Here is a 24,360-nt window from a genome sequence, read left to right as displayed (position 1 = left end):
GCGGTCACCGGGCCATCATGTCAGCCGCCTCCGACACGACCGCGGGAGCCCGACCGATGCTCGACGGAACAATCCGGGCGCGGCCGTGCGTTGTCCGAGCGTGACCACAGCAGACACCTCTCATGCCCCTGCACTCACCATGTACTCGACGTCCTGGTGCGGCTACTGCCGGCGCCTGAAGACGCAGCTCGACGAGAACGGCATCGCCTACACCGAAATCGACATCGAGGCGGATCCGGCGTCGGCCGAGTTCGTGGGCAGCGTGAACGGCGGCAATCACGTGGTGCCGACGGTGAAGTACGCGGACGGCACCACGGCCACCAACCCGTCGTTGGCTCAGGTGCGCAAGGCGCTGGGCCTCACCTGACGGGGCGGGCGACCCAGGACTCGAGCATGGCTCGGGCGATGGAGATCGACCCCGGGAGCAGCAGGGGCGCCGACGTCGAGGCCGCCCAGTCCCCCGCGGCCAGCGCGGCCTCGACCTCGTCGCGGTGGAACCACCGCGCCTCGGCGATCTCCCCGTCCGTGAACTCCAGATCGGCGGCCGGGTCGGCCTGCGCCGCGAACCCGATCATGATCGAGCGCGGGAAGGGCCACGGCTGACTGCCCAGGTACTCGATGCGGTCGACGCCCAGACCCACCTCTTCGCGCACCTCGCGCACCACGCACGTCTCGAGTGATTCCCCGGCTTCGACGAAGCCGGCCAACACCGACATCCGACGTTCCGGCCACGACGGCTGCCGCGCCAGGAGAACGCGATCGGCGCCGTCGTGCACCAGCACGATGATCGCCGGGTCCGACCGCGGCCATTCCTCGTGCCCGGTCGCCTCCGACACCCGTGACCATCCGGCCGCCGACGGCCGGGTCGGTGATCCGTCGCGGGCGCTGAACCGCGCACTGCGATGCCAGTTGAGCAGCGCCACGGCGGTGACGACGATTCCGGCGGAGGTGTCGGTGAGGACGTCGTCGAACGCCCGCAGGTCGGTGCTGTCGCCGCTCAGGGTCTCGACCGGCACCGCCCAGAGATGTCGACCGTCCGCCCGGCCGAGGAAGACCGCGTTCTCCGGTGGCGCCTCGGCCACCTCCGCGGCCGGGACCATGGCCACGCCGCCGTCGGCGACGGGAATCCGGCCCGTCGCGTCGACGCGCAGCACCGACGCCGTGGACCATCCGGCGGTCAGCGCAGCGGTGTCCCGGCGCAGCTCCTCCGCTCGGTCGAGCGGGGACCGCGACAGCATGGGTTCGGTGACGAGTGCGAAGGACACCTCACGACCCTAGCGACCTCGTGCCGCGCCCCGGTGATCGTGCCGTGGCAACGGTCCGTCGGTCAGTTGCTCACCCGGCGGATGTACAGCAGACGATCCTCCGCCTCGATCGCGTCCACCTCGGGCGCGCCGACCCGCACCAGGCGGCCGTCCCGGACCACGCCGAGCACGATGTCGGAGAGGTGGCGCGGCGACCCGCCCACCTCGTCGCGCTCGACCTCGCGCTCGGCGATGGCGAACCCGGCCTCCGGCGTCAGGAGGTCCTCCATCATCTCCACCACCGACGGCGTGGTGGTGGCGATCCCGAGCAGGCGACCGGCCGTCTCGGACGACACGACCACCGAATCGGCCCCCGACTGACGCAGCAGGTGCACGTTCTCCGCCTCCCGCACCGCGGCGACGATCTTGGCCTTCGGTGCGATCTCGCGGGCGGTCAGCGTGACGAGCACGGCGGTGTCGTCGCGATTGGTGGCGACGATGATCGACGCCGCGTACTGCGCACCCGTCAACCGCAGGACGTCGCTGCGAGTCGCGGAGCCGTACACCGTCACCAGACCGACGTTCGCCGCCGCGTCCAGCGCGGTCTGGTCGGTGTCCACGACGACGATGTCGGACGCGGACACCCCGTCACCCAGCATGGCGTCGACGGCCGTCCGCCCCTTGGTTCCGTAGCCCACGACCACCGTGTGGTTGCGCACGTTTCGCCTCCATCGCTGAATCTTGAACGCCTGACGCGAACGCTCGGTGAGAACTGCCAGGGTGGTACCGACCAGCAGAATGAGGAAGAACACGCGCAGCGGCGTGATGACGAGGATGTTGACCAGTCGCGCCGACGGGCTGATGGGGGCGATGTCGCCGTACCCCGTCGTCGACAGCGACACCGTCGTGTAATAGAAAGCGTCGAGGAACGACAGGTCGTCGCCCTGGTTGTCGGCGTATCCGTCGCGGTCGACGTACACGACCAGGGCCGCCACGAAGAGCACGATCAACGCGATGACGATGCGGCGGTAAATCGCCCGCCACGGACTCGACTCGAACTCCGGGATGCGCAACACGCCGACCAGCGCGAAATCCGGCCGATCGGTCAGCGCGGCGTTGGTGTTCTGCAGCCGCCTACGCAACCGTCCCGCCATCGTGTGGTCGTCCTCGCCTCTCGATCACCGTCGAGCGTGCTCGCCTCGACCGGTGCGACTGTAACCGAGCCGGCCGCCCGGTGACCGGAACCCGAGCCGGGGTTCGACCGCGCCCGACGTGGCAGGCTCGTCCCCATGACCCGCCTCGCCCGCCGCCGACCCCGCTCCCGCCGTTCCGACGCCGCCGCCGCGCGCCTCACCGTGCTGCTCGGCGGCGCCGGGGTGCTGCACTTCGTGGCCCCGGCGCCCTTCGACGCGCAGGTGCCGCGCGCCCTGCCGGGGTCGGCCCGGACCTACACCTACGTCTCGGGCGTCGCGGAGGTGGCGTTGGCCGCCGGACTGGCCGCCCCGCGGACGCGGCGACTCTCCGGCGCGGCCGCCGCGGCGTTCTTCGTCGCCGTGTTCCCCGCGAACGTGAACATGGCGGTGCTCTGGTGGCGCAGCAGCCGCACCTCCACCGTGCAGAAAGTCGGTGTGCTGCTGCGCCTTCCGCTGCAGATCCCCCTCGTCACGCAGGCGTGGTCGGTGTACTCGGCGCGTCGCTAGCCGCCGCCCCGACGAGCCGGGCCAGGGCCTCGGCGTCCGGCAGATCGGGCGGCGAGACCGTCGTCCCCGACCGCACGTAGTGGAACGCCGCGCGGACCCGATCGAGGGGAACCCCGGCCAGCTCGGACCACGCGACCCGATAGGCCGCGAGCTGCAGGGCGACCGCACGCTCCTCGGCCGCCGTGGGCTGGGCGCCGGTCTTCCAGTCGACCACCGTGAACCCCCCGTCGCGGTCCGCGAACACCGCGTCCATCCGGCCACGCAGTACGACGCCGCCGACGGAGGTCTCGAACGGCACCTCCACCTCGACCGGACTGCGCAACGCCCACGGCGAGGCGTCGAAGGCGCGTTGCAGACCCTCGAGATCGGCGTCCGACCCCGTGACTCCGTCCGCGGCACCGGGCAGCTCATCGAGGTCGAGCAACCGGGTCGCCCCGAACCGCCGTTCCACCCAAGCGTGGAACGCCGTGCCCCGACGCGCCAGCGGATTCGGCGGGAACGGCACCGGCCGACGCAGCGTGCCGGCCAACCGGTCGGGATCGGCCACCAGATCGACCAGCTGACTGACCGACAGCGTGTTCGGCACCGGTACGTCGGTGGTGGCGGACTGCTGCCCCGCCCGCTCGGCCAGCAGCAGGTCGACGTCTCGGTGCCACCCCTCGGGGTCGGTGCCTTCGGTGCCCTCGGTGCCTTCGGTGCCCTCGGTGCCCTCGGCGGGGTCGGTGGGGTCGGTGCCTTCGGTGGGCCCGGCGAGTTCCCGTGCGTTCAGCGCCGCGCGCACCGCCGCGGCGCCGGCCTCCACCGCCGGGCGACGCGGCCCGAGCGGGTCGACCGGCCACCGGGCGGTCACCACGTGGTCCTCGTACGGATTGACGGCGCCGTCCGCGGGCGGAGGATCCCACCGCTCGACGGTGCCCGCCTCGGCGGCGGCCTCGACGCGGGTCTTCAGCTCCGTCAGGAACGGTGACGGCCCCTTGGCCCGACTCGAGCCGGCGGACCAGTGGTGGCCGGACACCAGCAGCATGCGCTCGGTGCGCGTCACCGCGACGTAGAACAGCCGCCGATCCTCGTCGAGGCGACGGTTCGCCATCGCCTTCTTGTGCCGTTCCATCGCCGCCTCGAGGTCCGCGCGGTGCGCGGCGTCGGACACGTCGAGCACGGGAACGCCGTCGGCCGGGTCACCGGGCTGCACCCGGTCACCGCGCAACGAGGGTGGCAGCTCGACGACCGTCGTCATCCAGGTCGGCTGCCCGCGGGTCGAGGGGAACACCCCGGTGCACACACCGGGGACGGCGACCACCTCCCATTCCAGACCCTTCGCCGCATGCACCGTGAGGATCTGCACGCGGTTCGGATCGACGTCCACCTCACCGGGCTCGAGCCCGTCCTCGACGTCGTCGGCCGCGGCGAGGTAGGTCAGCAGCCCGCCGAGCGTCGCGGTGCGTTGGTCGGCGAAATCGGCCACGACGTCCGCGAACGCGTCGAGGTGCTCGCGGCCGGCGGCGATGCGGGACGCGCCGGTCGACGACCCGGTGACCCGAGTACGCGCTCCGGCCTCGACGCCCAGCCCGAGGACGCGTTCGACGTCGGCCACCAGATCCGGCAGCGGTTGGCCCAGACGTGCGCGCAGAGAGTGCAATTCGGCGCCCAGCGCGGTGATACGGTCGTACCCGGCCTCGGAGTACTGCGCCGGATCACCCGGGTCGGCGATGGCGTCGACGAGGCCGGACTGCTCCGCACGCTCGCCCGGCAGGACGTCGCCCAGCGCCTGCGCGAGCTCGTCGACGTCGGTGACCGCGCCGGTCCGCCCATACCCGGCACCGGCCGCGACCGCCCGAGACCGGCGGGCGAGCGCCCGCAGGTCGGCGATCCCCAACTGCCAGCGCGCGCCGGTGAGGATCCGCACGGCGGCGGAACCGGCGAGCGGATCGGACAGCATCCGCAGCATCGCGACCAGGTCGGCGACCTCGGGCGTCCGGAGCAGCCCGCCGAGGCCGACCACCTCGACGGGAAGACCGAATCGGCGCAGCACCTCCGCCATCGGTTCGGCGTCGGCGTTGCGGCGGATCAGCACCGCGGCGGTCGGCGGCGGCTCGTCCCGGCGCCGCGCGGCCTCGTACTCGTGCGCGATGGTCCCGGCGACCCACTCCCGTTCCTCGTCGGCGGTCGTGGTGAGCGCGAGCCGGACGTCCCCGGCGACGGCCCCCGGCCGCGCGGTCAGCTCCTCGACCGCGACCCCCCGCGCCCGCAGCGGCTCCGCGACCGCGTTGGCCAGCACCAACGCCTCGGGGGGATTGCGCCAACTCGTGGACAGGAACTTTCGGTCCGCGAGCACGGCCGCACCGCGACGCCGCGCGGAGGGAAAGTCGGTGACGAACCGCGGGAGGTTGGCCGCGGACGCCCCGCGCCATCCGTAGATCGACTGCATCGGGTCACCGACCGCCGTCACCGACAACGACGGGTCCTGCGCCCCGCCGAACAGCGACGACAGCAGCACCCGCTGGGCGTGCCCGGTGTCCTGGTACTCGTCGAGCAGAACCAACCGGCATCGCTCGCGTTCGGCGCGTCCCACGTCCGGGTTGTCCGCGGCGAGCCGTGCCGACAGCGACATCTGCCGTCCGAAGTCCAGGCGGCCCTCCCGCCGGAGCACCTCGTGGAGCCGCTCGACGAGCGGCAACAGGGCGATGCGGTCGTCCTGCGTCTCGACCACCTTCATCAGCGGCTTCCCGGGATCGCCGTCGCGTTGCGACGGGCCCGGCGGCAGGGTCACGACGAGGTCGGCCAACTCGTCCCTGGCCGTCGACAGATGGGCGGGGTCGACCAGATGCTCCGCGAGCTGACCCGACAGGGCCAGCACCTGCTGGGTGACCGTCGACGGAACCTTGTCGGTGTCGATGTGCCCGTCCCAGTCCGACACCACTCGGAACGCGATCTGCCACAGCTCGGTGTCGGAGACCAGTGCGGTGGCCGGTTCCAGCGGCAGCACCATGCCGTACCGGTCCAGCAGGCGGCCGGCGTAGGAGTGGTAGGTCGACACCTCGGGTTCGCCGGACAGAATGTCCTGCCGGAGATCACCGCTGGGATCGAGTCGGTGGACCAGGTCGGAGCCCGCGAGCCGCGACAGGCGCTGCCGGATCCGCTGTGCCAGCTGTTGCGCGGCCTTACGGGTGAAGGTCAGTCCCAGGACCTCGTCCGGCCGCACGAGCCGGTTGGCCACCATCCACACGACCCGCGCCGCCATGGTCTCGGTCTTGCCGGCTCCGGCGCCGGCGACGACGAGGAGCGGTCCGCGCGGAGCCGCGATCACCGCGGCCTGCTCCTCGGTCGGTGGCGGAAGGCCCAGCGCGCGAGCCAGGTCCGCGGGACCGACGGTGGCGGTGTTCCGCTCCGCCGTCTCGGTGCTGCCCGTCATCCTTCGGTCACCTGTCGTCCTCGATCCTGTGCGGGGCAGGACGCCACCACCGGGCAGTGACGGCACCCGTCGTTGACCCGTGCCTCGAACGTCGGGCCACGCGTCGCGGCCGCCGCGGCGACGACGGCGTCGCGCCACTCGCCGAGTTGCTCCGCGGTGGGCGCCGCCTGTGTCCGCTCCACCGCACCGGTGGAGCGGTGGGTCTGCGCGACGTAGACGAGCCGACCGCCGCCGGGTTCGGCCGGCGGCTCGCCCTCGACCGCCCCGGCGGCCAGCGCGACCTGGTACGTCGCGAGCTGCGGATGCTGCGCGGCCGCGTCCTTGGTCACCGCGTTCTTGCCCGTCTTGACGTCGACCACCACCGGGCGACCGTCGGGGTCGCGTTCGAGGCGGTCGATCCGACCCCGCAGCCGCACCGCGGGCTCGTCCGGCGACCGCGGCTCGAGCACCCCGTCGACGGGCACCTCCACGCCCGCTTCCGTCAGGTCGCCGCGCGACCGCTGCATCCAGGCCCGGAAGGTGTCGATCATCGCGGCGGTTCGGCCGAGTTCCCGCCGTGAGTACCACGCGGATCCGAGGTCGACCGCCTCCCACGCGCGGTCGAGTTCACGGCGCACGTCCTCCGGCGGCACCTGCCCGGCAACGGCCTGCACGATGGTGTGCACCAGGTTTCCGGTGACGGCGTGGACGGTGTCACCGTCCCGGCCGCCGTGCCGTTCGAGCGCCCAGCGCAGTGGGCAGGTGGAGAGCACCTCGACCGTCGACGGGGACAGCGACACGGCCGATTCCCCGTCCGGACCCCCGTCCGAAGCACTGTCCGAAGCCCCGCCCGAACCCCCGCCCGAACCCCACAGCGGTGCGGTGGTGCTCGGGTCGGCGGTGCCGTACCAGGTGTCGGGATGGGCTCCGCGGACACCGGCGGCGGCGAGTCGGGCGAGTGCGTCCACGGCGCGGGCGTACCGCGCCGGGTCCGCTTCCGCCCCCGCCTGGTCGCAGACGACGGAGCGCAGCTCGGCGACCAGGTCGGGCAACGCGAGCACGCGGGTGTCCGACGACCGATCGTCGTCCGTCGACGCGTCGCTCGCTCCGCAGTCGTCGATGCGCACCCGGCCGGACGCGATCAGCTCGTCCACGAACCGGGAGCGGAGGGTCTCCTCGCCGCCGGTGACGGAGTCCACCGCCGTGACGAGGAGCGCGTCCCGCGCCCGCGAGCAGGCGGAGAGGAACAGGCGACGTTCCTCGGCCAGCAGCGGCGCGGTCCGCGACAGGTGGCGGTCGACCTCGCCCGACGCCGTGGACACGCCCGCGGTGAGGTCGATCAGATCCTCGACGCCGAGCAACGACCCGCGGGGTCGCAGCGCCGGCCACAACCCGTCCTGCACGCCCGCCACGGCGACGACGGCCCACTCGCGACCGGTGGCGGCGTGCGCGCTGACGATCTGCACGGCGTCGGGCGCGACGGTGGCCCGCCGCCCCTCGGTGGCCGGGATCTCCTGGTCGAGCACGTGATCGACGAACCCGCTCAGGGTGCCGCGCGGCAGCGAATCGACGTAGGACGCGGCGGTGTCGAACAGGGCGACCACGCTGTCAAGATCACGGTCGGCCTGGGCCCCGAGCGGGCCGCCCCGCGCCGAGGCGGCGACCCAGCGCCGCTCGAGCTTCGTGGCGGTCCAGCCGGCCCACAGGGCGTCCTCCACCCGGCGTCCGTCCGGTCCGACCGCAGCGACGGCGGCACGGACCACCGTCCGCACCCGGCGCAGGGGCGCGACCTCGACATCGGTCAGCGACTCGACCAGGGCGTCGACGTCGTCACCGAGCACGGCCGCCCGCACCAGAACCGCGGAGTCCCGGTCCCCGCCGCGCGCGACCTCGGCGCGGCGCAGACCGCGGCGCACGCGGCGCAGCGACAAAGGGTCCGCGCCACCGATCGGGCCTTCCAGCAGGGCGATGGCGTCGTCGGTGGTGAACTCCGCCGCCCGAGCCGGGTCCGCCGCCCGCCCCGCCGCCACGGCGCGCAGGACGGACAGCATCGCGGCGGCGCCGCGCTGCCGGGACAGCGGGACGGCCGTCGCCGCGGTGACCACCGGGACACCCGCCGCGAGCAGAGCCCGCCGCAGCGGCGCGGCCGACCGGGGCACCGACCGCACGACGACGGCCATGTCGGACCAGGCGACGCCGTCACCGAGGTGCGCGCGGCGCAGGGTGTCCGCCACCACCGCGGCTTCCTTGGCCGCGGAGGTGGACACGACGACGCGCGCGGGCGCCACCGCACGTGCCGTGTCGGGCACTTCCTCGCGGAACCCGGACGCCCCCCGGTGGTGGTAGCGGCCGGGCAACGTGCCGGCGACCACCGACGCGGCCGCGCCGACCCCGGCGGTGCTGCGGTGGTTGTGCGTCAACACGATTCGCGTGTCCTCGTCCTCGAGCAGGAAGCCCGGGTCCGCACCGCGGAAGGAGTACACCGCCTGGTCCGGATCGCCGACGATCAGCACCGTGTGCGCCCCGTCCGCGACGGCTCGGACCATGGTGGCGGCCTGGGGATCGAGGTGCTGGGCATCGTCGACCAGCACGTGCCGCACCCGCGCCCGCTCGCGGGCCAGGAGATCGGGGTCGGTGGCGAACGCGGTCAACGCCGAGCCGATCAGTTCCGCCGCGTCCAGGCCGGGCGACGTCGCCTCCGGTGTCTCGACCCCCACCGATCCCCGCAGCACCATCGCCTGCTCGTACTGCGCCGCGAACGATCCGACGGCGACCCACGCGGGCCGCGAGTGGCGCCGGCCGAGCTTGACCACGTCCTCCGGACCGAGCCCACGCTCCGCCGCCCGCAGCACCAGATCCCGTACCTCGGAGGCGAACCCCGACAGTCCCAACGCCGGACGCAGGTGCTCCGGCCACCGACCGCCCCCGTCCGCCGCCTCGCCCTGCAGCATCTCGCGCACGATCGAGTCCTGCTCCGCGCCCGTGAGCAGGCGCGGCGGCGGATTGCCGTGCGCGGACGCCTGCAAGCGCAGCACGGCGAACGCGTACGAGTGCACGGTGCGCACCAGCGGCTCACGCGTGGCTCGACGGACCGACGCGCCCCCGCTCTCCAACAGCCCCTGCGTGATGCGCTCCCGCATGTCCATCGCGGCCCGACGCGACTGAGTGAGCACGAGCACCGATTCCGGATCGACCCCGTCGTCCCGAATACGGGCGAGCGCGACGTCCGCCACCAGCGACGTCTTTCCGGTGCCCGGTCCGCCGAGCACCCGCCGCGTTCCGGCACCTCCCGGGGCGAGCAGCGCGGCGCAGTCCGCGGGCCACCGACGCGTGACCCGCTCCACCGGCCGGGGGCGTACCAACCGTGCCCCGGCGAGCCGCCCCTCGGCCGGGCCACCCGACGTCCTGTCCCTCATGCACCGATTGCATCATGGGGGTCCGACACGACCACCGTTCGCGAGGAGCGCCGATGACCGACCCGTCCGTTCACCTGTTCGGCCCGGCCGACGGACCGACGGTGCTCGCCGTGCACGGCATGACCGGTCACGGTCGGCGCTGGCGCTCGTGGAGCGAGCATCTGCCCGCCGCACGGGTGATCGCCCCCGACCTGATCGGGCACGGACGGGCCCCGTACACGCCGCCGTGGTCCATCGAGGCCCAGGTGGCGCGACTCGCCGACGTCCTGCGGACGCACGCCGAGGGTCCCGCCGTGGTGGTCGGCCATTCCTACGGGTGCGCCTTGGCGCTGCACCTCGCCCGCACCGAACCCGCGGCCGTGGCGGGCCTCGTGCTGCTCGACCCGGCGGCCGAACTGCCCCCGGAACGACTGCTCGAGGTCGCGGAGTCGACCGTGCGGCACGACGACTACACCGACGCCGAGGAAGCCCGCTCGGACAAGGTCCACGGCGCGTGGAACGACGTGCCGACCGACCTGCTCGACGAGGAACTCGCGGATCACCTGATCGACGCCGAGGGCGGCCGGGTGCGGTGGCGGACGAGTACCGCGGCGGTGGTGTCGTCCTGGGGTGAGCTGGCCCGCCCGATGGCCGTGCCGCCGCCCACGATTCCGACCGTCGTGGTGCGAGCGAGTCGGGTTCAGCCGCCGTACCTGTCGGACGAGTGCCGGGAGCGGCTGGCCGCCGACCTCGACCACGTCACGTTCGTCGACCTCGACTGCGACCACATGGTTCCGCAGGCGAAGGGGCCGGAATCGGCCGCCGTCGTCGCCGATCTGCTGACCACGGTCTCGGGCGTCCCCCGCCGCGACTGACCGACGCGCTCGACCGGGTCAGACGACCGCGTCCGGCACGGCTCGGGACGGCACGCGCTCGCGCGGACCCGCGCTCGCGCCGCCCATGAGCTCGGCCAGCACCGCCACCGCGTCCTCGATCTCCTCGGGCGTGCGGGTGAAGGGGATGCGTTGGCAGTCGTCGAAGGCGTAGCCGGTGCCGAACCGCGTGCCGGGGGCGAGGGCGAGCCCGCGCTCGCGCGCGCGGTCGACGAGGTCGGTCGAGCGCTGTCCGGAGGGCAGTGTGCACCACACCGACAGCCCGCCGGCGGGTGATCGGAATCGCCAGCTCGGGACGGATCGCGCGAGCGCCGCGGTCAGCGCGTCCCGACCGGCCCGCAGCTGCGCGCACCGGTGGGCGACGACGTCCTCGTAGTCGGCCAGCAACTCGAGCGCGGCGTACTGGTCGATCAGCGACACCGACAGTTGCCGGTGGCTGTAGCCGGTGGCGATGCGGGCCAGGTGCGCCGCGTCGGCTCGGACCCACCCGAGGCGCAACCCGCCCCAGACCGACTTGCTCAGCGAACCGACGGTGACCACGGCGCGATCCGGAACCGGCGCGCCGAACGGCTCCAGCGCACCCGCGCCGTCGAGATCGAGGTCGACGGCGACCTCGTCGACGAGCGTCACCACGCCGTGGCGGTGGAGAGTGGCGGCCAGTCGACGACGCGTGTCCGTCGGCAGCACCGAACCGGACGGGTTGGCGTGGTCCGGCATCAGGTACGCGAGGACCGGATCGTGCTGGCGCGCAGCCCGATCGGCCGTGTCGACGAACGCGCCCGGATCGCCCGGGTCGAGCGGAACGGGGACGCACGTCGCCCCCACGGCCCGCATCGTCTCGAGCGCCCCCGGGTAGGTGGGGTGTTCGACGAGAACGCGGTTGCCCGGCCCGACCAGCGCCTCCACGACCGCGTGGATCGCGTCGGTGGCGCCGGCCGTGACGAGAATCTGATCGGCCGTGGTGGGCAGGCCCCGCATCGTGTACCGCCGCGCGATCGCCTCGCGCAGGTGCTCCACTCCGCCGGGGACGTAGCCGGAGTGCGCGGCCGTCGACGCGAGCCGCCGCGCGGCGGCCTCGTACGCGGCGCCGAGAAACGCCGACGGCGGTGGGGCGGCGTTGACGAACTCCAGGACGTCCGGACCCTCGCCCGCGTTCAGACGCCCCCACGGCCGAGCGTCCGACCGCGGGACCACGAACGTCCCCGCGCCGTGCACCGACGTGAGCACGCCCTGCTCCCGGAGCGAGCGATAGGCCGAGGCCACCGTCACCCGCGACACACCGAGCACGCGGGCGAGGACCCGCTCGGACGGCATGCGGGCGTCGGCGGCGACGGCGCCGTCCTCGACGAGTCGCTGCAGGTCACGCGCCAATCCCGCGTACATGGGCCCGCCGCGTCCGAGCACGGCCGCCATGTCCAGGCGCTCGGACAGGGCGCGGGCGGTGACGGTGTCGCGTAAGCGGGCCGGTTCGGTCATGCAGTCCACTCTCCCACGGTGGACCCATTCAGGGCATGGTGGACCGGTCCACACTCGGGATCATGATGTCGAGTGGCCTTCTTGTCGCCTCCCTCACCCTTGTCCTCGTCGCGGTCGTCGCCACCGCGTCCGCGGTGCGCTCCGGTGGCCGGTGCGCCCCGACCGGTCCCCCACGCAGCCACGCGGTCGACGGCACCCGGAACGGCGGCACCCGGAGCGACGACACCGGGCTGCACTAGGGTCGGGGAATGCCGGAACGTTCCTCTGGCGTCGACGCGATCGTCCTCGCCGGAGGCCGCGGGTCCCGGATGCCGGGTACCGACAAGGTCCTCGCGACGGTCGACGGACGCACGCTGCTCGCCCGCGTCGTGACGGCCGCCGCGTTCTGCGACCGCGTCGTCATCGTCGGCCCTCGCCCGGATCACCTCGACGTCCCCACCGGACTCGACCTCGTCCACACCCGCGAGTCGCCGCACTTCGGTGGCCCCGTACGGGCTCTGCGCGCGGGACTCGCTGCGACGGAGGAGAATTCAGATCCGTCCGACGACGACGTCGTACTCACCGTCTCCGCCGACCTGCCGTTCGTCCACGAGAACGCGCTGCGCACCCTGGTCGACGCGCTGCGCTCGCGTCCGGTGGAGGCCGTGTTCGCGACCGATCGGACGGGGCGCGTGCAGTACCTGGTCGGCGCGTGGCGCCGCGGCGCACTGCGGCGCGGGATCGAGGGGGCCCTCACCGGTGTGGACGACGATCGAGAACGCGGACCCTCGGTGCGAGCGGCGCTGCCGCAGGCGACGGCCACCATCGCGCTCGACGACGTCGACGACGTCGACACCCCGGAGGAGTTGGCCGCGGCTCGGGCTGTGGCCGAACGGGTTCCCGACGTGCGACGGGCACGGCACCTCGTGCGCGCCCACCTCGGTCCGCGGCCACCCGTGGCCGGCCGACTCGCGGACCATCCCGGCGGAACGCTCGCCGACCCGGTGGTCGCCGCCCGCCCGTTCCCGACGTTCGACACGTCCGCGATGGACGGCTGGGCGGTGGTGGGCGCGCCGCCGTGGGTGGTCGACGACGCCGTCGTCGTCACCGCCGGGGTCCGCGCACCGGTGACCGTCGGCGACGGCCGAGCCGTGCGCATCGCCACCGGCGCCCCGGTACCCCTGCAGGCCAGCGTGATTCGCGACGAGTACGTCACCCGAACGGGTCGGCATCTGCACCGTCGTTCCGACGCCCCGGTCCGCGACGACGCCCGCCGGATCGGCGAGGACTGGACCGCCGGCGCCGTGATCGCGCCCGCCGGGTCGCCGATCTCCCCCGCCGTCGTGTCGGCCGCGTTGTCGGCGGGGGTGGAGTCGGCGCTGCTCCGGACGGCCCCGCGGGTGCACGTGGTGGTCTCCGGCGACGAGTTGACCGATGCCGCCGAACCACCGCCCGGATCCATTCGCGACACCGTGGGACCCGTTCTGCCGCAGTACCTTCGATGGTGCGGCCTGGACCCGGTGGACGTGCGCCGGTGCGGCGACACGGACGCCGATTTCGACGACGCACTCCGGGACGGCGACGGCGACGTGGTGGTGATCGTGGGTGCCACCGGCGCCGGCGCGGCCGACCCCCTCGCCGGCGCGGTCGCGCGGGCCGCGGCGCGTCCCGTCGTTCGCGGAATGGCCTGTCGGCCGGGCGGATCGACCTCGATCTCGGTGATGCCGACCGGGCGGGTGGTGGTGGGGCTGCCCGGCAACCCCTACGCGGCGGTCGCCACCGCGTGCGTGCTGCTCCCCGACGTGGCCCGCGCACTCACGGGAGGCCCTGCGCCCCACCGTCCGACGGGTGTTCCGGCGGCGCCGATCCCGTCGTCCGACGTCACGCGGGTGCTGCCCGCGGCGATGACCGCGGACGGCCGATGGCGCGTCGCGGAGTCCGTCCGGACGGCGCATCTCGCGGCCCTGGTGGACCACGAGGCGCTGGCGGTGCTCAATCCCGGTCGGGAGCCGACCGATCCGGTCGAGATCGTGCTGCTGCCGCCGAGATGAGGTCGACCGCAGTGCGATAGCGATCGACGATCAGCGCGGTGACCCCCGGGTGCACCCCGAGGGGGTCGGTCACGACGGCCGCTCCCGTCGACCCGAGCCGCGTGTGGAACAGGCCCGGCGCCAGCAGGTACGACGCGACGACGACACGGGCGCCCGACGCCGTGGCCGCGTCCACCACGTCGGCGACCCGCGGTTCGCCGGTGGCGACGTAGGCGACCTCCACCGGGCAGTGCATCTCGTCCGACAGCTGGTCCGCGGCTGTGCGCACGTCGGCCAGCGCCCGCACGTCGGACGATCCGGCGGCAGCCAGCACCACGTGATCCGACGACGCCGCACCGGCCGCCCGCAGCCGCTCCCCCATCACCCGCGCCAGAGCCGGGTCCGGGCCGAGGGCGGGCGTGACGTGCACGTGCCGGTGGCCGCTCTCGGTGATCTCGCGCGGGAGATCGGCGTGGACGTGATAGCCCGACGCGAGGAACGCGGGGACGGCGACCACCGGCGCGTCGTCCGGCAACTCGCGCAGGACGTCGGCCGGCGACGGGCCGAGGACGTCGACGAACGCCACCCGCACCGACACCCCGTGCGCGGATTCGGACCGACCCTCGCCGACGGAGTCGGCCAGTGCCCCCGAGGCGGACTCCGCCAATGCCCCCGAGGCGGACTCCGCCAACGGCCCCGAGGCGGACTCCGCCAATGCCGCCGAGACGGAATCGGCCAGCCGGGCGATCACCTCGACGCCCGCGGGATTGCGGGTGCCGTGGGCCACGAGCAGCAGAACGGGGTCGGTCACGGCACGCGCTCCTCGTGATCGGCGGCCCGGTCGAGGCCGACGCCGACCGGGTGATCGACGTTCAGTCGGTAGCCGCGCTTGACCACGGTGGCGACGATTCCCGAAACGCCGAGCGCCGACCGCAGCCGGGCGACGGCGGTCTCCACCGCGTGGGTGTCGTCTCCGCCGCCGGGCAGCGCGGCCAGCAGATCCTCGCGGGAGACGACCGCTCCGGGCCGTCGCGCCAGCGCGTCGAGCACCGCCAGCGCGGCCCGCGGGACCGTCCGGGGCGCTCCGTCCACGAGCACGGTGGTGGCCAGGAGCCGCACGGCGTGACCTGCGCAGATCGCCGTGGGTACCCGGGCCGGCAACTCGTCGGCGACGTGCCGCACCAGGGCTCCGACGCGCGCTCGCGCGGGGGCCGTGGTGGCGATGCCCATGGCGTCGAAGGGTCCGGCGGTGACGGGACCCACGCAGACCGGCACGACGCGGGTGCGGAAAGCGTGCTGCAGCGGCGCGACGAGGTCGGTGTCCGCCGCCCGCATCATCATCGACGCGACGGCGGGGGCGCTGGTGAACGTGACGGCGTCGAGTTCGCCGCAGACGGCGGCCTCGATCAGCCGGTCCATCGGCGCAGGATCGTCGGGGGGGACCCAGCGATACACCGGCACGGGGACGACGGTGGCCCCGGCGGCGCGCAGTCCGTCGCAGAAATCCGGCAGCGGTTCCCATTCGGTGGTCGCGCCGTGCAGCTGCACCGCGATGCGCAGCCCGGCGACGCCGTCCGCGAGCAGATGCGAGAGCACCTCCGCGGACGATTCGGAGTCCGGCGACCACTCCTCGCGCAGGCCGGCGGCACGCAGGGCGCCCGTCGCCTTGGGGCCGCGTGCGATGACGCGACCCGAGCCCAGCGCGGCCAGCAGCTCGTCCGCGATCCCCCAGCCCTCCGCCGCCTCGACCCACCCGCGGAACCCGATGCCCGTGGTCGCGACGGTCAGATCCGGCGGCTCCGCGACGATCTCGCGGGTGCGCGCCTCGAGCTCCACGTCGTCGGCCAGCGGCACCAGCCGGATCGCGGGAGCGTGCAGCACCTCCGCGCCGCGACGGGTCAGCAGCGTCGCCAGCTCGTCGGCTCGGCGCGCCGCCGTGATGCCGATACGAAACCCCGTGAGGGGGCGTTCCGCGTCGACGACACCCGGGGAGGAGGTCGAGTCGGACGGTCGAGTCACGGGGTGAGGTGCTCCGTTCCGGTCGAGCGGTCGAGGCGGGGGCGGGGCGCGACGACGACGAGTCCGTCCCGCACCTGCACGTCGTAGGTGTCCAGCCGGACCTCGGGCTCGTCCAGACAACGGCCGTCCACCAGCGAGAATACCTGCTTGAGCAGAGGCGACGCGACGGTCGGCTCGCCGGCGCGATCGCCCACCAGGCCGCGGGACATCACCGCGGCGCGACCGAAGGGGTCCAGATTGTCGACGGCGTACACGCTGTCGTCGTCGAGGCGGAAGATCGCCACCTGGCGACGGTCCGGCAGCAGCACCGCCGCGCCGCGCCCGGGGACCAGGAAGGTCAGCCGGGCGGCGGGAACCCAGTCCTCGTCGAGTCGCGGATCGAGGGGTGCAGCGAGGGGTCGGGTGTCGATGACGGTCATGGATACCTCCTGGAATCGGTCCCGCAGACAGTTCTACGGGGCAGGTGTTTCTCGTCGGTTACGTCGCCGTTGCCCGTGTGTGTGCTCCCCGGGCGATCACCGGGCCGTGCCCGGCATCCCCAGCAGGACCGGGACCTTGCGGGCGCCGGACTCGTCGAAGGCGACGGTGGGGTCCGACTCGGCGGGCGCGTTGACGAACGAGACGAAGCGCGCCAGCTTCTCCTCGTCCTCGAGGACGCCCTTCCACTCGTCGCGGTACCCCTCGACGTGCGCGGCCATCGCCGCTTCGAGATCGGCCGCGATGCCGAGGGAGTCGTCGCACACCACGCTGCGCAGGTGCTCGAGTCCGCCCTCGAGGCTCTCGATCCACGGCGCCGTGCGCTGCAGACGATCCGCGGTACGCACGTAGAACATGAGGTAGCGGTCGATGTACCGGATCAGGGTCGCGTCGTCGAGTCCCGACGCGAGCAGCTGCGCGTGCTTCGGGGACTGGCCGCCGTTGCCGCCGACGTAGAGGTTCCAGCCGCTCTCGGTGGCGATGATGCCGACGTCCTTGCCGCGGGCCTCGGCGCACTCGCGCGCGCAGCCCGAGACGCCGAACTTGATCTTGTGCGGGGCGCGCAGCCCGCGGTAGCGGTGTTCGAGATCGACGGCCATGCCCACCGAGTCCTGCACGCCGTAGCGGCACCAGGTCGAGCCGACACAGCTCTTGACGGTGCGCAGCGACTTGCCGTAGGCCTGACCGCTCTCCATCCCCGCGTCGACCAGGCGCTTCCAGATCGCGGGCAGCTGCTCCACCCGCGCGCCGAACAGGTCGATGCGCTGACCACCGGTGACCTTGGTGTACAGCCCGAAGTCACGCGCCACCTCGCCGATGACGATGAGCTGCTCCGGCGTGCACTCGCCGCCCGGCATGCGCGGCACCACCGAGTAGGTGCCGTTCTTCTGGATGTTGGCGAGGAAGTGATCGTTGGTGTCCTGCAGTGCGGCCTGCTCACCGTCGAGGATGTGATTCGACGACGTCGACGCCAGGATCGACGCCACCACCGGCTTGCAGATGTCGCATCCGGCGCCGCGACCGTGCGCGCGGACCAGACCCGAGAACGTCCGGATCCCGGTCGCGGAGACGATCTCGAACAGCTCGCGGCGGGACTGGGAGAAGTGCTCGCACAATGCCGTCGACATCTCGACGCCCGCCGCGGCCAGCAACTGCTTGACGGTGGGCAGGCAACCGCCACAGGTGGTGCCGGCGGTGGTGCAGCCCTTGATGGCGGCCAGGTCGCACGCGCCGTCGGCAATCGCCGAACAGATCGCCCCCTTGGTGACGGCGTTGCACGAGCACACCTCGGCGTCGTCGGGCAGCGCGGCGACGCCCAGCTTCTCGCCGGTCGGCGAGATCAACGACGCCGGATCCCCGGGCAGCGGTCGGCCGACCATCGGCCGGAGGGTCGCGTAGGCGGACGCGTCGCCGACGAGGATGCCGCCGAGCAGCGTCGTGGCGTCGTCGGACAGGACGAGCTTGGCGTAGGTCCGCTTGGCGGCGTCGTTCAGCACCACCTCGAGCGCACCCTCGGTGGCGCCGAGCGCATCGCCGAAGCTGGCGACGTCGACACCCATCAGCTTGAGCTTGGTGGACAGGTCCGCACCGGGGAATTCCGCTGCGCCGCCGACCAATCGGTCCGCGACGACCTCGGCGGTCGAGTATCCCGGCGCCACCAGTCCGTAGCAGCGACCCTCGACGGCGGCGCACTCGCCGATGGCCCACACGTGCGGGTCCTCGGTGCGGCAGCTCGTGTCCGTGAGCACGCCGCCGCGCTCGCCGAGTGCGAGCCCCGCGTCGCGGGCGAGGGCGTCCGCGGGGCGCACGCCCGCCGAGAAGACGAGCAGCGACGCGTCGATCACCGTTCCGTCCGCCAGGGTGACGTCGATGCCGTGGCCGTTGTCCGCCACGGCGGACGTGCCGACGCCGGTGTGGACGACGACGCCCAGTTCGGAGACCAGCCGCTTCAGCAGGGCGCCGCCGCCCTCGTCGACCTGCAGCGGCATCAGTCGCGGCGCGAACTCGACGACGTGCGGCGTCATGCCCATCTGCCGCAACGCATTCGCCGCCTCCAGGCCGAGCAGACCGCCGCCGACCACCACACCGACCGCCCCCTCGCCCGCCGCGTCGGCGCAGGCGCGAATGCGGTCGAGATCGTCGACGGTGCGGTAGACGAAGCAGCGATCGAGGTCGTGGCCGGGCACCGGCGGGACGAACGGGTAGGAGCCGGTGGCCAGGATCAGCGCGTCGTACGCGACGGAGTCCCCGTCCGAGGTGACGACGACACGTCGTTCCCGGTCGACCGACACGGCTCGCACGCCGGTGCGCAGCGTGACGACGTCGTCGCCGGCGTAGTCGTTGCCCGCGAGCGCGAGCTCCCGGTGGTCCCACGTGCCGACGTAGGAGGACAGGCCCACCCGGTCGTACGCCGGGATCGGCTCCTCGCACAGCACGGTGACGGTCCAGTCGCCGTCGATGTCGCGGGCACGCAGCGCCTCGACGAATCGGTGTCCGACCATGCCGTGTCCTACGACGACTGCGGTGCGGGTCATGTCGAGCTCCTCACGAGAGTGGCGGGGCGGGGATCGGAAGACGAAGCGGGAGTGGACGAGTCGGCGGTGGGTGGGTCGGCACGGTGCAGCCAGTCGCAGAGGCCGTCGACGGCCGAGACGCAGCTACCGCAGCCGGTGGTGGCGCGAGTCGCCTGCGCCATCGCCGCGGTCGTGTGGCACCCGCGTCGCCACGCGGACACCAGGTGCTTCTTGGTGACGGTGTTGCACCGGCAGACGACGGCGGCGTCGGGCATCGTCGACGGCGACGCGGTCTCGGCGGGTCCGCCGGCGAGGTGACCGAGCAGCAGGGTCATGCGGTCGCTCGGAACGGGGGTACCGGCGTCGAAGTACTGGCCGAGCGTGCCGACGACCTCGGGGTTGCCGAGCATGACCGCGCCGACCAGGCGGTCCTTGCGGACGATCACCTTGGCGTAGCGGCCGCGGGTCGGGTCGCTGAGGGTCAGCACCTCCGCCTCGTCGTCGTCGGGCGTCTCGACGCACCCCATCGACGCGAGGTCGATGCCGTGCGCCTTGAGCCGGGTGACGACAGCGCTGCCGCCGTATCCGGGCCCGTCTCCTCCGCAGAGGTCGTCGGCGAGCACGGCGGCCATCTCCCACGCGGGCTGCACGAGCCCGTGGACCTCGCCGCGGTGTTCGGCGCAGTCCCCGAGGGCACGAATGTGGGGGTCGGAGGTGCGCAGTCGGTCGTCGACGACGACGCCGCGTCCGATAGTCAGTCCGCAGGCGGCGGCGAGGTCGGTGTCGGGGCGAGCGCCGGCGGTGACCACCACGAGGTCGGCGGCGACGGACGTCCCGTCGGTCAGGTCGACCTGGAGCGCGCCGTCGGCGGTGCGCACCGCGCTCGCCCGGGCCCCGAGCGCCAGGTCCATGCCGAGCTCGCCGAGGACCCGCGCGAGGACGGCGCCGCCGGCGGCGTCGAGCTGCTTCTCCATCGGATGCGACTTGGGGTGGACGACGGTCACCTGCGCCCCGCGAAGCGCGGCGCCCCGCGCGGCCTCGACGCCGAGGAGTCCGGCACCGATGACGACGACGCGCGAACCCGGCCCGGCCGACTCGGCGATGACGGCGCAGTCCTCGAGGGTGCGGAAGGTGACGACGCCCGGAACGGGACGACCGTCGTCGTGCGCCATGCCGGGGACGGGGGGCAGGACGGCGGAGGATCCGGTGGCGAGGACCAGCGTGTCGTAGGTGTCGGTGCCGCCGTCGGACCGGGTGACGGTGCGCCGGGCGCGGTCGACGGCCGTCACGGCCACGCCGAGGTGCACCTCGTGCGCGGGGTCGTCGGCCCAGGACGGCGGGCGCAGTCCGATGTCGTTCGCCGTCAGGCGGCCCGCGACCACGGTGGAGAGGAGGATGCGGTTGTACGCCGGGTGCGGCTCGTCGCCGTAGACGGCCACGTGCACACGCGTCCCGGTGGGATCGCGGCGCAGGATCTCGTCCTGCACGCGGGCGCCGGCGAGACCGTTGCCGACGACGATCACGCGGTGCGGTGCGGTGCGCTCGGTCATGACGCGGGCTCCAGTCGGACGGCCGCGACCTTGAATTCGGGCATGCGGCTGGTGGGATCGAGGGCGTCGTTGGTCATCAGGTTCGCCCGCTCGGCCCCGGCGAAGTGGAACGGGAGGAACACGGTGTCGAGCCGCATCGTCGCCTCGGTGCGCACCCGGGCCCGGGTGGCGCCGCGTCGCGAGACGACCATCGCGTCGTCACCGTGGGCCAGACCCGCCCGCTCCGCGGTGTCGGGGTGGACCTCGACGAACATCGGGCCGGTCGCGTCGACCAACTCGCCGACGCGGCGGGTCTGCGCGCCGGACTGGTAGTGGGTGAGCACGCGGCCCGTCGTGGCGAGGAAGGGATGGTGCTCGTCGACGGTCTCCGCGGGTCCGACGTGGTCGACGACGGTGAATCGTGCACGCCCGCTGGGGGTGTGGAACCGGTCGAGGAACAGGCGGGGGGTGCCCGGGTGGTCGACGGCGGGCACCGGCCAGTGCAGCGCCTCGCCGGCGTCGAGACGTGCGTAGGTGACGCCGGAGTAGTCGGCCGGGCCACCGGCCGAGGCGCGCCGGAGTTCGTCGAACGCGGCGGCCGCGTCGCGGGGGAAGCGTCCGGCGGGTTGACCGAGCCGCTCGGCCAGGTCCGCGAGGATGTCGAGCTCGCCGCGGGCGCCCTCGGGTGCGCGAGTTGCTCTGCGGCGACGCAGGATTCGTCCCTCGAGGTTCGTCATGGTGCCGTCCTCCTCGGCCCACTGCAGGGTCGGCAGCACCACGTCGGCGCGGGCGGCGGTCTCGGAGAGGACGAAGTCCGTGACCACCAGCAGCTCGAGAGCGTCCAGCCGGTCGACGACGTGCGCCGCGCGCGGGGCGGAGACCGCCACGTTGGATCCGTGGACCAGCAGGGCCCGCGGACCGTCCGGACGACCGAGGGAGTCGAGCAGTTCGTAGGCGCTGCGTCCGGGCCCGGGGAGGTCCGCGGGATCGATGCCCCACACGCGCGCGACGTGCTCGCGCGCGGCGGGATCGGTGATGGAGCGGTAGCCGGGGAGCTGGTCCGCCTTCTGCCCGTGCTCGCGCCCGCCCTGGCCGTTGCCCTGGCCGGTGATGGCGCCGTACCCGGTGCCGCGGCGACCTGGCAGGCCCAGGACCAGGGCCAGTCCGATGACGGCGGAGACCGTGTCGGTTCCCGACGCGTGCTGCTCCGCGCCCCGCGCGGTCAACACGTAGGCGCCGGTGCCCGCGTCGCGGGACGCGGCCAGGGCGCGCACGGTCGCCCGCATCCGGGAGACGGGCACGCCGGTGACGCGCTCGGCGCGTTCGGGCCACCACTGCGCGGCCGTCGCCCAGAACGCCGCGAACCCGTCGGTGCGCTGCTTGAGGTAGTCGCGGTCGGCGTACCCCTCGGTGACGGCGAGATGCGTCATGCCCAGGGCCAGAGCGAGATCCGTGCCCGGCGAGAGCTGGAGGTGCACACCGCCGGCCTCGAGCGCGCGGTCCACCGTCGGTGTCCGGCGGGGGTCGGCGACGACGAGGCCGCCCGCGGCGGCGGCGGTCGCGAGGTGAGCGGTGAAGGGCGGCATGGTCTCCGCGACGTTGCCGCCCAGGATCAGCACCGCGCGCGCCGATCCGATGTCCGTCACGGGGAACGGCAGGCCGCGATCCACCCCGAAGGCGCGGTTGCCCGCCGCCGCGGCCGAGGACATGCAGAACCGGCCGTTGTAGTCGATGTTGGAGGTGCCGAGCGCGACCCGCGCGAATTTGCCGAGCACGTAGGACTTCTCGTTGGTCAGTCCACCTGCGCCGAACACGCCGACCGCATCGGGCCCGTGGTCGGCGCGCAGCCGCGTCAGCGTGGCCGCGATCAGATCGAGAGCGTGCTCCCACGACGTCGGGACGAGCTCACCGTCCACCCGAACCAGCGGGGCGGTCAGTCGGTCCGGTACACGCAGCACGTCGGCGGCCGTCCATCCCTTGCGGCACAGTCCCCCTCGGTTGGTGGGAAACTGCCGCGGTTCGATCCGCGCGGTGGCGGGAGCGTCGCCGGTCACGGTCATGGCGCACTGCAGACCGCAGTAGGGGCAGTGCGTCGCGACGCTCACACCGACACCGCGGTGCGATCGGTGCGACGCAGGTACACGCCGTAGGTCACCACGGCACACGCCACGTAGAAGGCCAGGAACACCCAGAACGCGGTGGTGGCGGACTTGTCGGCCCCGGAGTACGCCGCGCGCAGCACCAGGTTGATGCCGACCCCGCCCAGGGCTCCGATCGCCCCGGCGATGCCGATGAGCGCGCCGGACATGGTGCGCGACCAGGCCGCTCGCTCCTCCGCGGTGGCACTCGTCATCGCGGCGGCCTTGGCGGCGAAGATGGCGGGGATCATCTTGTACACCGAGCCGTTGCCCAGACCCGACAGGACGAACAGCGCGATGAACCCGACGACGTAGGCGGTCATCATGCTGCCGGTCGCCGCGCCCGGTGACGCGTCGTCGATCGTGCCGGTGACCACGAGGATGCCCGCGGAGAAGATCATCGCCACGAAGGTGTAGAGGGTGATGCGGCCGCCGCCCAGTCGGTCGGCGAGCTTGCCACCGATGGGGCGCGACAGCGAGCCGAGCAGCGGTCCGAGGAACGCGATCTGCGCTGCGAGCAGCGACGCGCGGGCCTGCAGCGCCGGCGTGACGGGGCCACCGTCGGTGAGCCCGGCGAGGAAGTTGATCTGCAGCACCTGGCCGAACGCGAAGCTGTAGCCGATGAACGAGCCGAAGGTGCCGATGTAGAGGAAGGCGATCCACCACGAGTCGGCGTGCCGGAGCACGTCGATCATGGAGCGCCCGTTGGTCTTCTGGTTCTCGAGGTTGTCCATGAAGAGCGCGGCGCCGACCGCGGCGACCGCGATGAGCACGAGGTAGACGGCGCAGACGATCTCGGGGGCGGTGTTGCCGACGGTCGCGATGACCAGCAGTCCGAGCAACTGGACGACCGGCACGCCGATGTTGCCGCCGCCGGCGTTCAGCCCGAGGGCCCACCCCTTCTCCCGCTGCGGGTAGAAGGCGTTGATGTTGGTCATCGACGACGCGAAGTTGCCGCCGCCCAGTCCCGCGAAGGCCGCCACGACGAGATAGGTGGTGTACGAAGCGGGTTCGATCATGAACCACAGCGTCAGCACCGTGGGGACCAGCAGCACCAGGGCGCTGAAGACGGTCCAGTTGCGCCCGCCGAAGGTGGCGGTGGCGAAGGTGTAGGGGATGCGCAGGACGGCGCCCACCAGAGTCGGGACGGCGACGAGGAAGAACTTGCCGGCCGGGTCGATGCCGTACACGTCCATGGGCATGAACAGCACCATCACCGACCAGATCGACCAGATGGAGAAGCCGACGTGCTCGGCCACCACCGACCAGATGAGATTGCGCCGCGCGATCTGCTTGCCGCCGGCCTCCCAGGCTGCGACGTCTTCCGGGTCCCAGTGGGAGATGCGGTGGTTGCGCACCACCGGTGCCGTGGACGGCTGTGCTGTGGGCAGCTGCGCTGTGGACGTTGCCACGTCGTGGTCCGACACACTGGTCACGGACGGCCTCCTGATCTCGGGGAAGCCCAAAGATAGGAAAGTCGTGTTGCGGTAACGCTTCTGGTTGTGACCGGTCGATGAATTCGACCTCACGGGGGTTGCGGGCGCGTGGTGAGGTCCGTGTTACGGGGTTGCGGAGC

17 protein-coding genes are annotated in these 24,360 nt (G+C 73.2%); 5 read left to right on the top strand and 12 right to left on the bottom strand.

Translation table 11 applies throughout. The features are described 5' to 3' along the window. Nucleotides 1-139: 139 nt before the first annotated feature. Nucleotides 140-367, top strand: a complete 228-nt coding sequence (locus tag HQ603_RS04210) for a mycoredoxin (protein WP_222683297.1) — start codon at nucleotides 140-142, stop codon at nucleotides 365-367. On the opposite strand, the gene nudC is transcribed toward HQ603_RS04210, so the two are convergent. Then, the gene (nudC, locus tag HQ603_RS04205) at nucleotides 360-1,238 is read right to left on the bottom strand and encodes an NAD(+) diphosphatase (protein ID WP_222683295.1); all 879 of its coding nucleotides are present in this window, start codon (nucleotides 1,236-1,238) and stop codon (nucleotides 360-362) included. The two genes, HQ603_RS04210 and nudC, sit on opposite strands and share 8 nt — an antisense overlap. A gap of 89 nt (nucleotides 1,239-1,327) precedes the next feature. Continuing rightward, nucleotides 1,328-2,398, bottom strand: a complete 1,071-nt coding sequence (locus HQ603_RS04200; RefSeq protein ID WP_222683068.1) for a potassium channel family protein — start codon at nucleotides 2,396-2,398, stop codon at nucleotides 1,328-1,330. Nucleotides 2,399-2,533: 135 nt separating this feature from the next. Here HQ603_RS04200 and HQ603_RS04195 point away from each other — a divergent pair, with 135 nt between their 5' ends. Beyond that, nucleotides 2,534-2,944, top strand: a complete 411-nt coding sequence (locus HQ603_RS04195) for a DoxX family protein (RefSeq protein ID WP_222683067.1) — start codon at nucleotides 2,534-2,536, stop codon at nucleotides 2,942-2,944. On the opposite strand, the gene HQ603_RS04190 is transcribed toward HQ603_RS04195, so the two are convergent. After that, nucleotides 2,907-6,356, bottom strand: a complete 3,450-nt coding sequence (locus tag HQ603_RS04190; RefSeq protein ID WP_222683066.1) for an ATP-dependent helicase — start codon at nucleotides 6,354-6,356, stop codon at nucleotides 2,907-2,909. The two genes, HQ603_RS04195 and HQ603_RS04190, sit on opposite strands and share 38 nt — an antisense overlap. Then, nucleotides 6,353-9,751: an ATP-dependent helicase gene (locus HQ603_RS04185; protein ID WP_222683065.1), complete on the bottom strand. Its 3,399-nt coding sequence runs from the start codon at nucleotides 9,749-9,751 to the stop codon at nucleotides 6,353-6,355. The genes HQ603_RS04190 and HQ603_RS04185 overlap by 4 nt, the downstream gene beginning before the upstream one ends. A 53-nt stretch (nucleotides 9,752-9,804) precedes the next feature. On the opposite strand from HQ603_RS04185, the gene HQ603_RS04180 reads away from it, so the two are divergent. Next, on the top strand, nucleotides 9,805-10,605 hold the full coding sequence (locus HQ603_RS04180; RefSeq protein WP_222683063.1) for an alpha/beta fold hydrolase: 801 nt from the start codon (nucleotides 9,805-9,807) through the stop codon (nucleotides 10,603-10,605). Nucleotides 10,606-10,623: 18 nt separating this feature from the next. Here the strand turns inward: HQ603_RS04180 and yczR are convergent, their stop codons facing one another. After that, entirely contained in the window at nucleotides 10,624-12,099 is a 1,476-nt protein-coding gene (gene yczR / locus HQ603_RS04175) for a MocR-like transcription factor YczR (RefSeq protein ID WP_222683061.1), read from the bottom strand. 62 nt (nucleotides 12,100-12,161) lie between these two features. Here yczR and HQ603_RS04170 point away from each other — a divergent pair, with 62 nt between their 5' ends. Further along, complete coding sequence (locus HQ603_RS04170) at nucleotides 12,162-12,338, top strand: hypothetical protein (RefSeq protein WP_222683060.1); 177 nt, start codon at nucleotides 12,162-12,164, stop codon at nucleotides 12,336-12,338. A gap of 9 nt (nucleotides 12,339-12,347) precedes the next feature. After that, complete coding sequence (locus HQ603_RS04165) at nucleotides 12,348-14,129, top strand: NTP transferase domain-containing protein (protein WP_222683059.1); 1,782 nt, start codon at nucleotides 12,348-12,350, stop codon at nucleotides 14,127-14,129. On the opposite strand, the gene HQ603_RS04160 is transcribed toward HQ603_RS04165, so the two are convergent. From HQ603_RS04160 to HQ603_RS04130, 7 genes are all read right to left on the bottom strand, one after another. Beyond that, nucleotides 14,071-14,919, bottom strand: a complete 849-nt coding sequence (locus HQ603_RS04160) for a sirohydrochlorin chelatase (protein WP_308126352.1) — start codon at nucleotides 14,917-14,919, stop codon at nucleotides 14,071-14,073. The genes HQ603_RS04165 and HQ603_RS04160 overlap by 59 nt on opposite strands. Further along, a complete protein-coding gene (locus HQ603_RS04155; RefSeq protein ID WP_222683057.1) occupies nucleotides 14,916-16,127 on the bottom strand; it encodes a uroporphyrinogen-III synthase in 1,212 nt (403 codons plus the stop codon). Before HQ603_RS04155 ends, HQ603_RS04160 begins: the two co-directional genes overlap by 4 nt. After that, the gene (gene nirD / locus HQ603_RS04150) at nucleotides 16,124-16,546 is read right to left on the bottom strand and encodes a nitrite reductase small subunit NirD (RefSeq protein ID WP_222683055.1); all 423 of its coding nucleotides are present in this window, start codon (nucleotides 16,544-16,546) and stop codon (nucleotides 16,124-16,126) included. The genes HQ603_RS04155 and nirD overlap by 4 nt, the downstream gene beginning before the upstream one ends. A 96-nt stretch (nucleotides 16,547-16,642) precedes the next feature. Beyond that, nucleotides 16,643-19,138 (bottom strand): nitrite reductase large subunit NirB, encoded by a 2,496-nt coding sequence (nirB, locus tag HQ603_RS04145; protein ID WP_222683053.1) that lies wholly within the window; start codon nucleotides 19,136-19,138, stop codon nucleotides 16,643-16,645. Then, nucleotides 19,135-20,667: an FAD-dependent oxidoreductase gene (locus HQ603_RS04140; protein ID WP_222683051.1), complete on the bottom strand. Its 1,533-nt coding sequence runs from the start codon at nucleotides 20,665-20,667 to the stop codon at nucleotides 19,135-19,137. Before HQ603_RS04140 ends, nirB begins: the two co-directional genes overlap by 4 nt. After that, nucleotides 20,664-22,751 (bottom strand): molybdopterin oxidoreductase family protein, encoded by a 2,088-nt coding sequence (locus tag HQ603_RS04135; protein ID WP_308126351.1) that lies wholly within the window; start codon nucleotides 22,749-22,751, stop codon nucleotides 20,664-20,666. The genes HQ603_RS04140 and HQ603_RS04135 overlap by 4 nt, the downstream gene beginning before the upstream one ends. Then, the gene (locus HQ603_RS04130; protein WP_261773377.1) at nucleotides 22,748-24,175 is read right to left on the bottom strand and encodes a nitrate/nitrite transporter; all 1,428 of its coding nucleotides are present in this window, start codon (nucleotides 24,173-24,175) and stop codon (nucleotides 22,748-22,750) included. The genes HQ603_RS04135 and HQ603_RS04130 overlap by 4 nt, the downstream gene beginning before the upstream one ends. Between the last annotated feature and the right edge of the window lie 185 nt (nucleotides 24,176-24,360).

Source organism: Rhodococcoides corynebacterioides (genome assembly GCF_019834675.1).
GTDB classification, from domain to species: Bacteria; Actinomycetota; Actinomycetes; order Mycobacteriales; family Mycobacteriaceae; genus Rhodococcoides; species Rhodococcoides corynebacterioides_A.
Note: the sequence above shows the minus strand (reverse complement) of the source record. Positions and strands in the feature narration are given on the sequence as shown.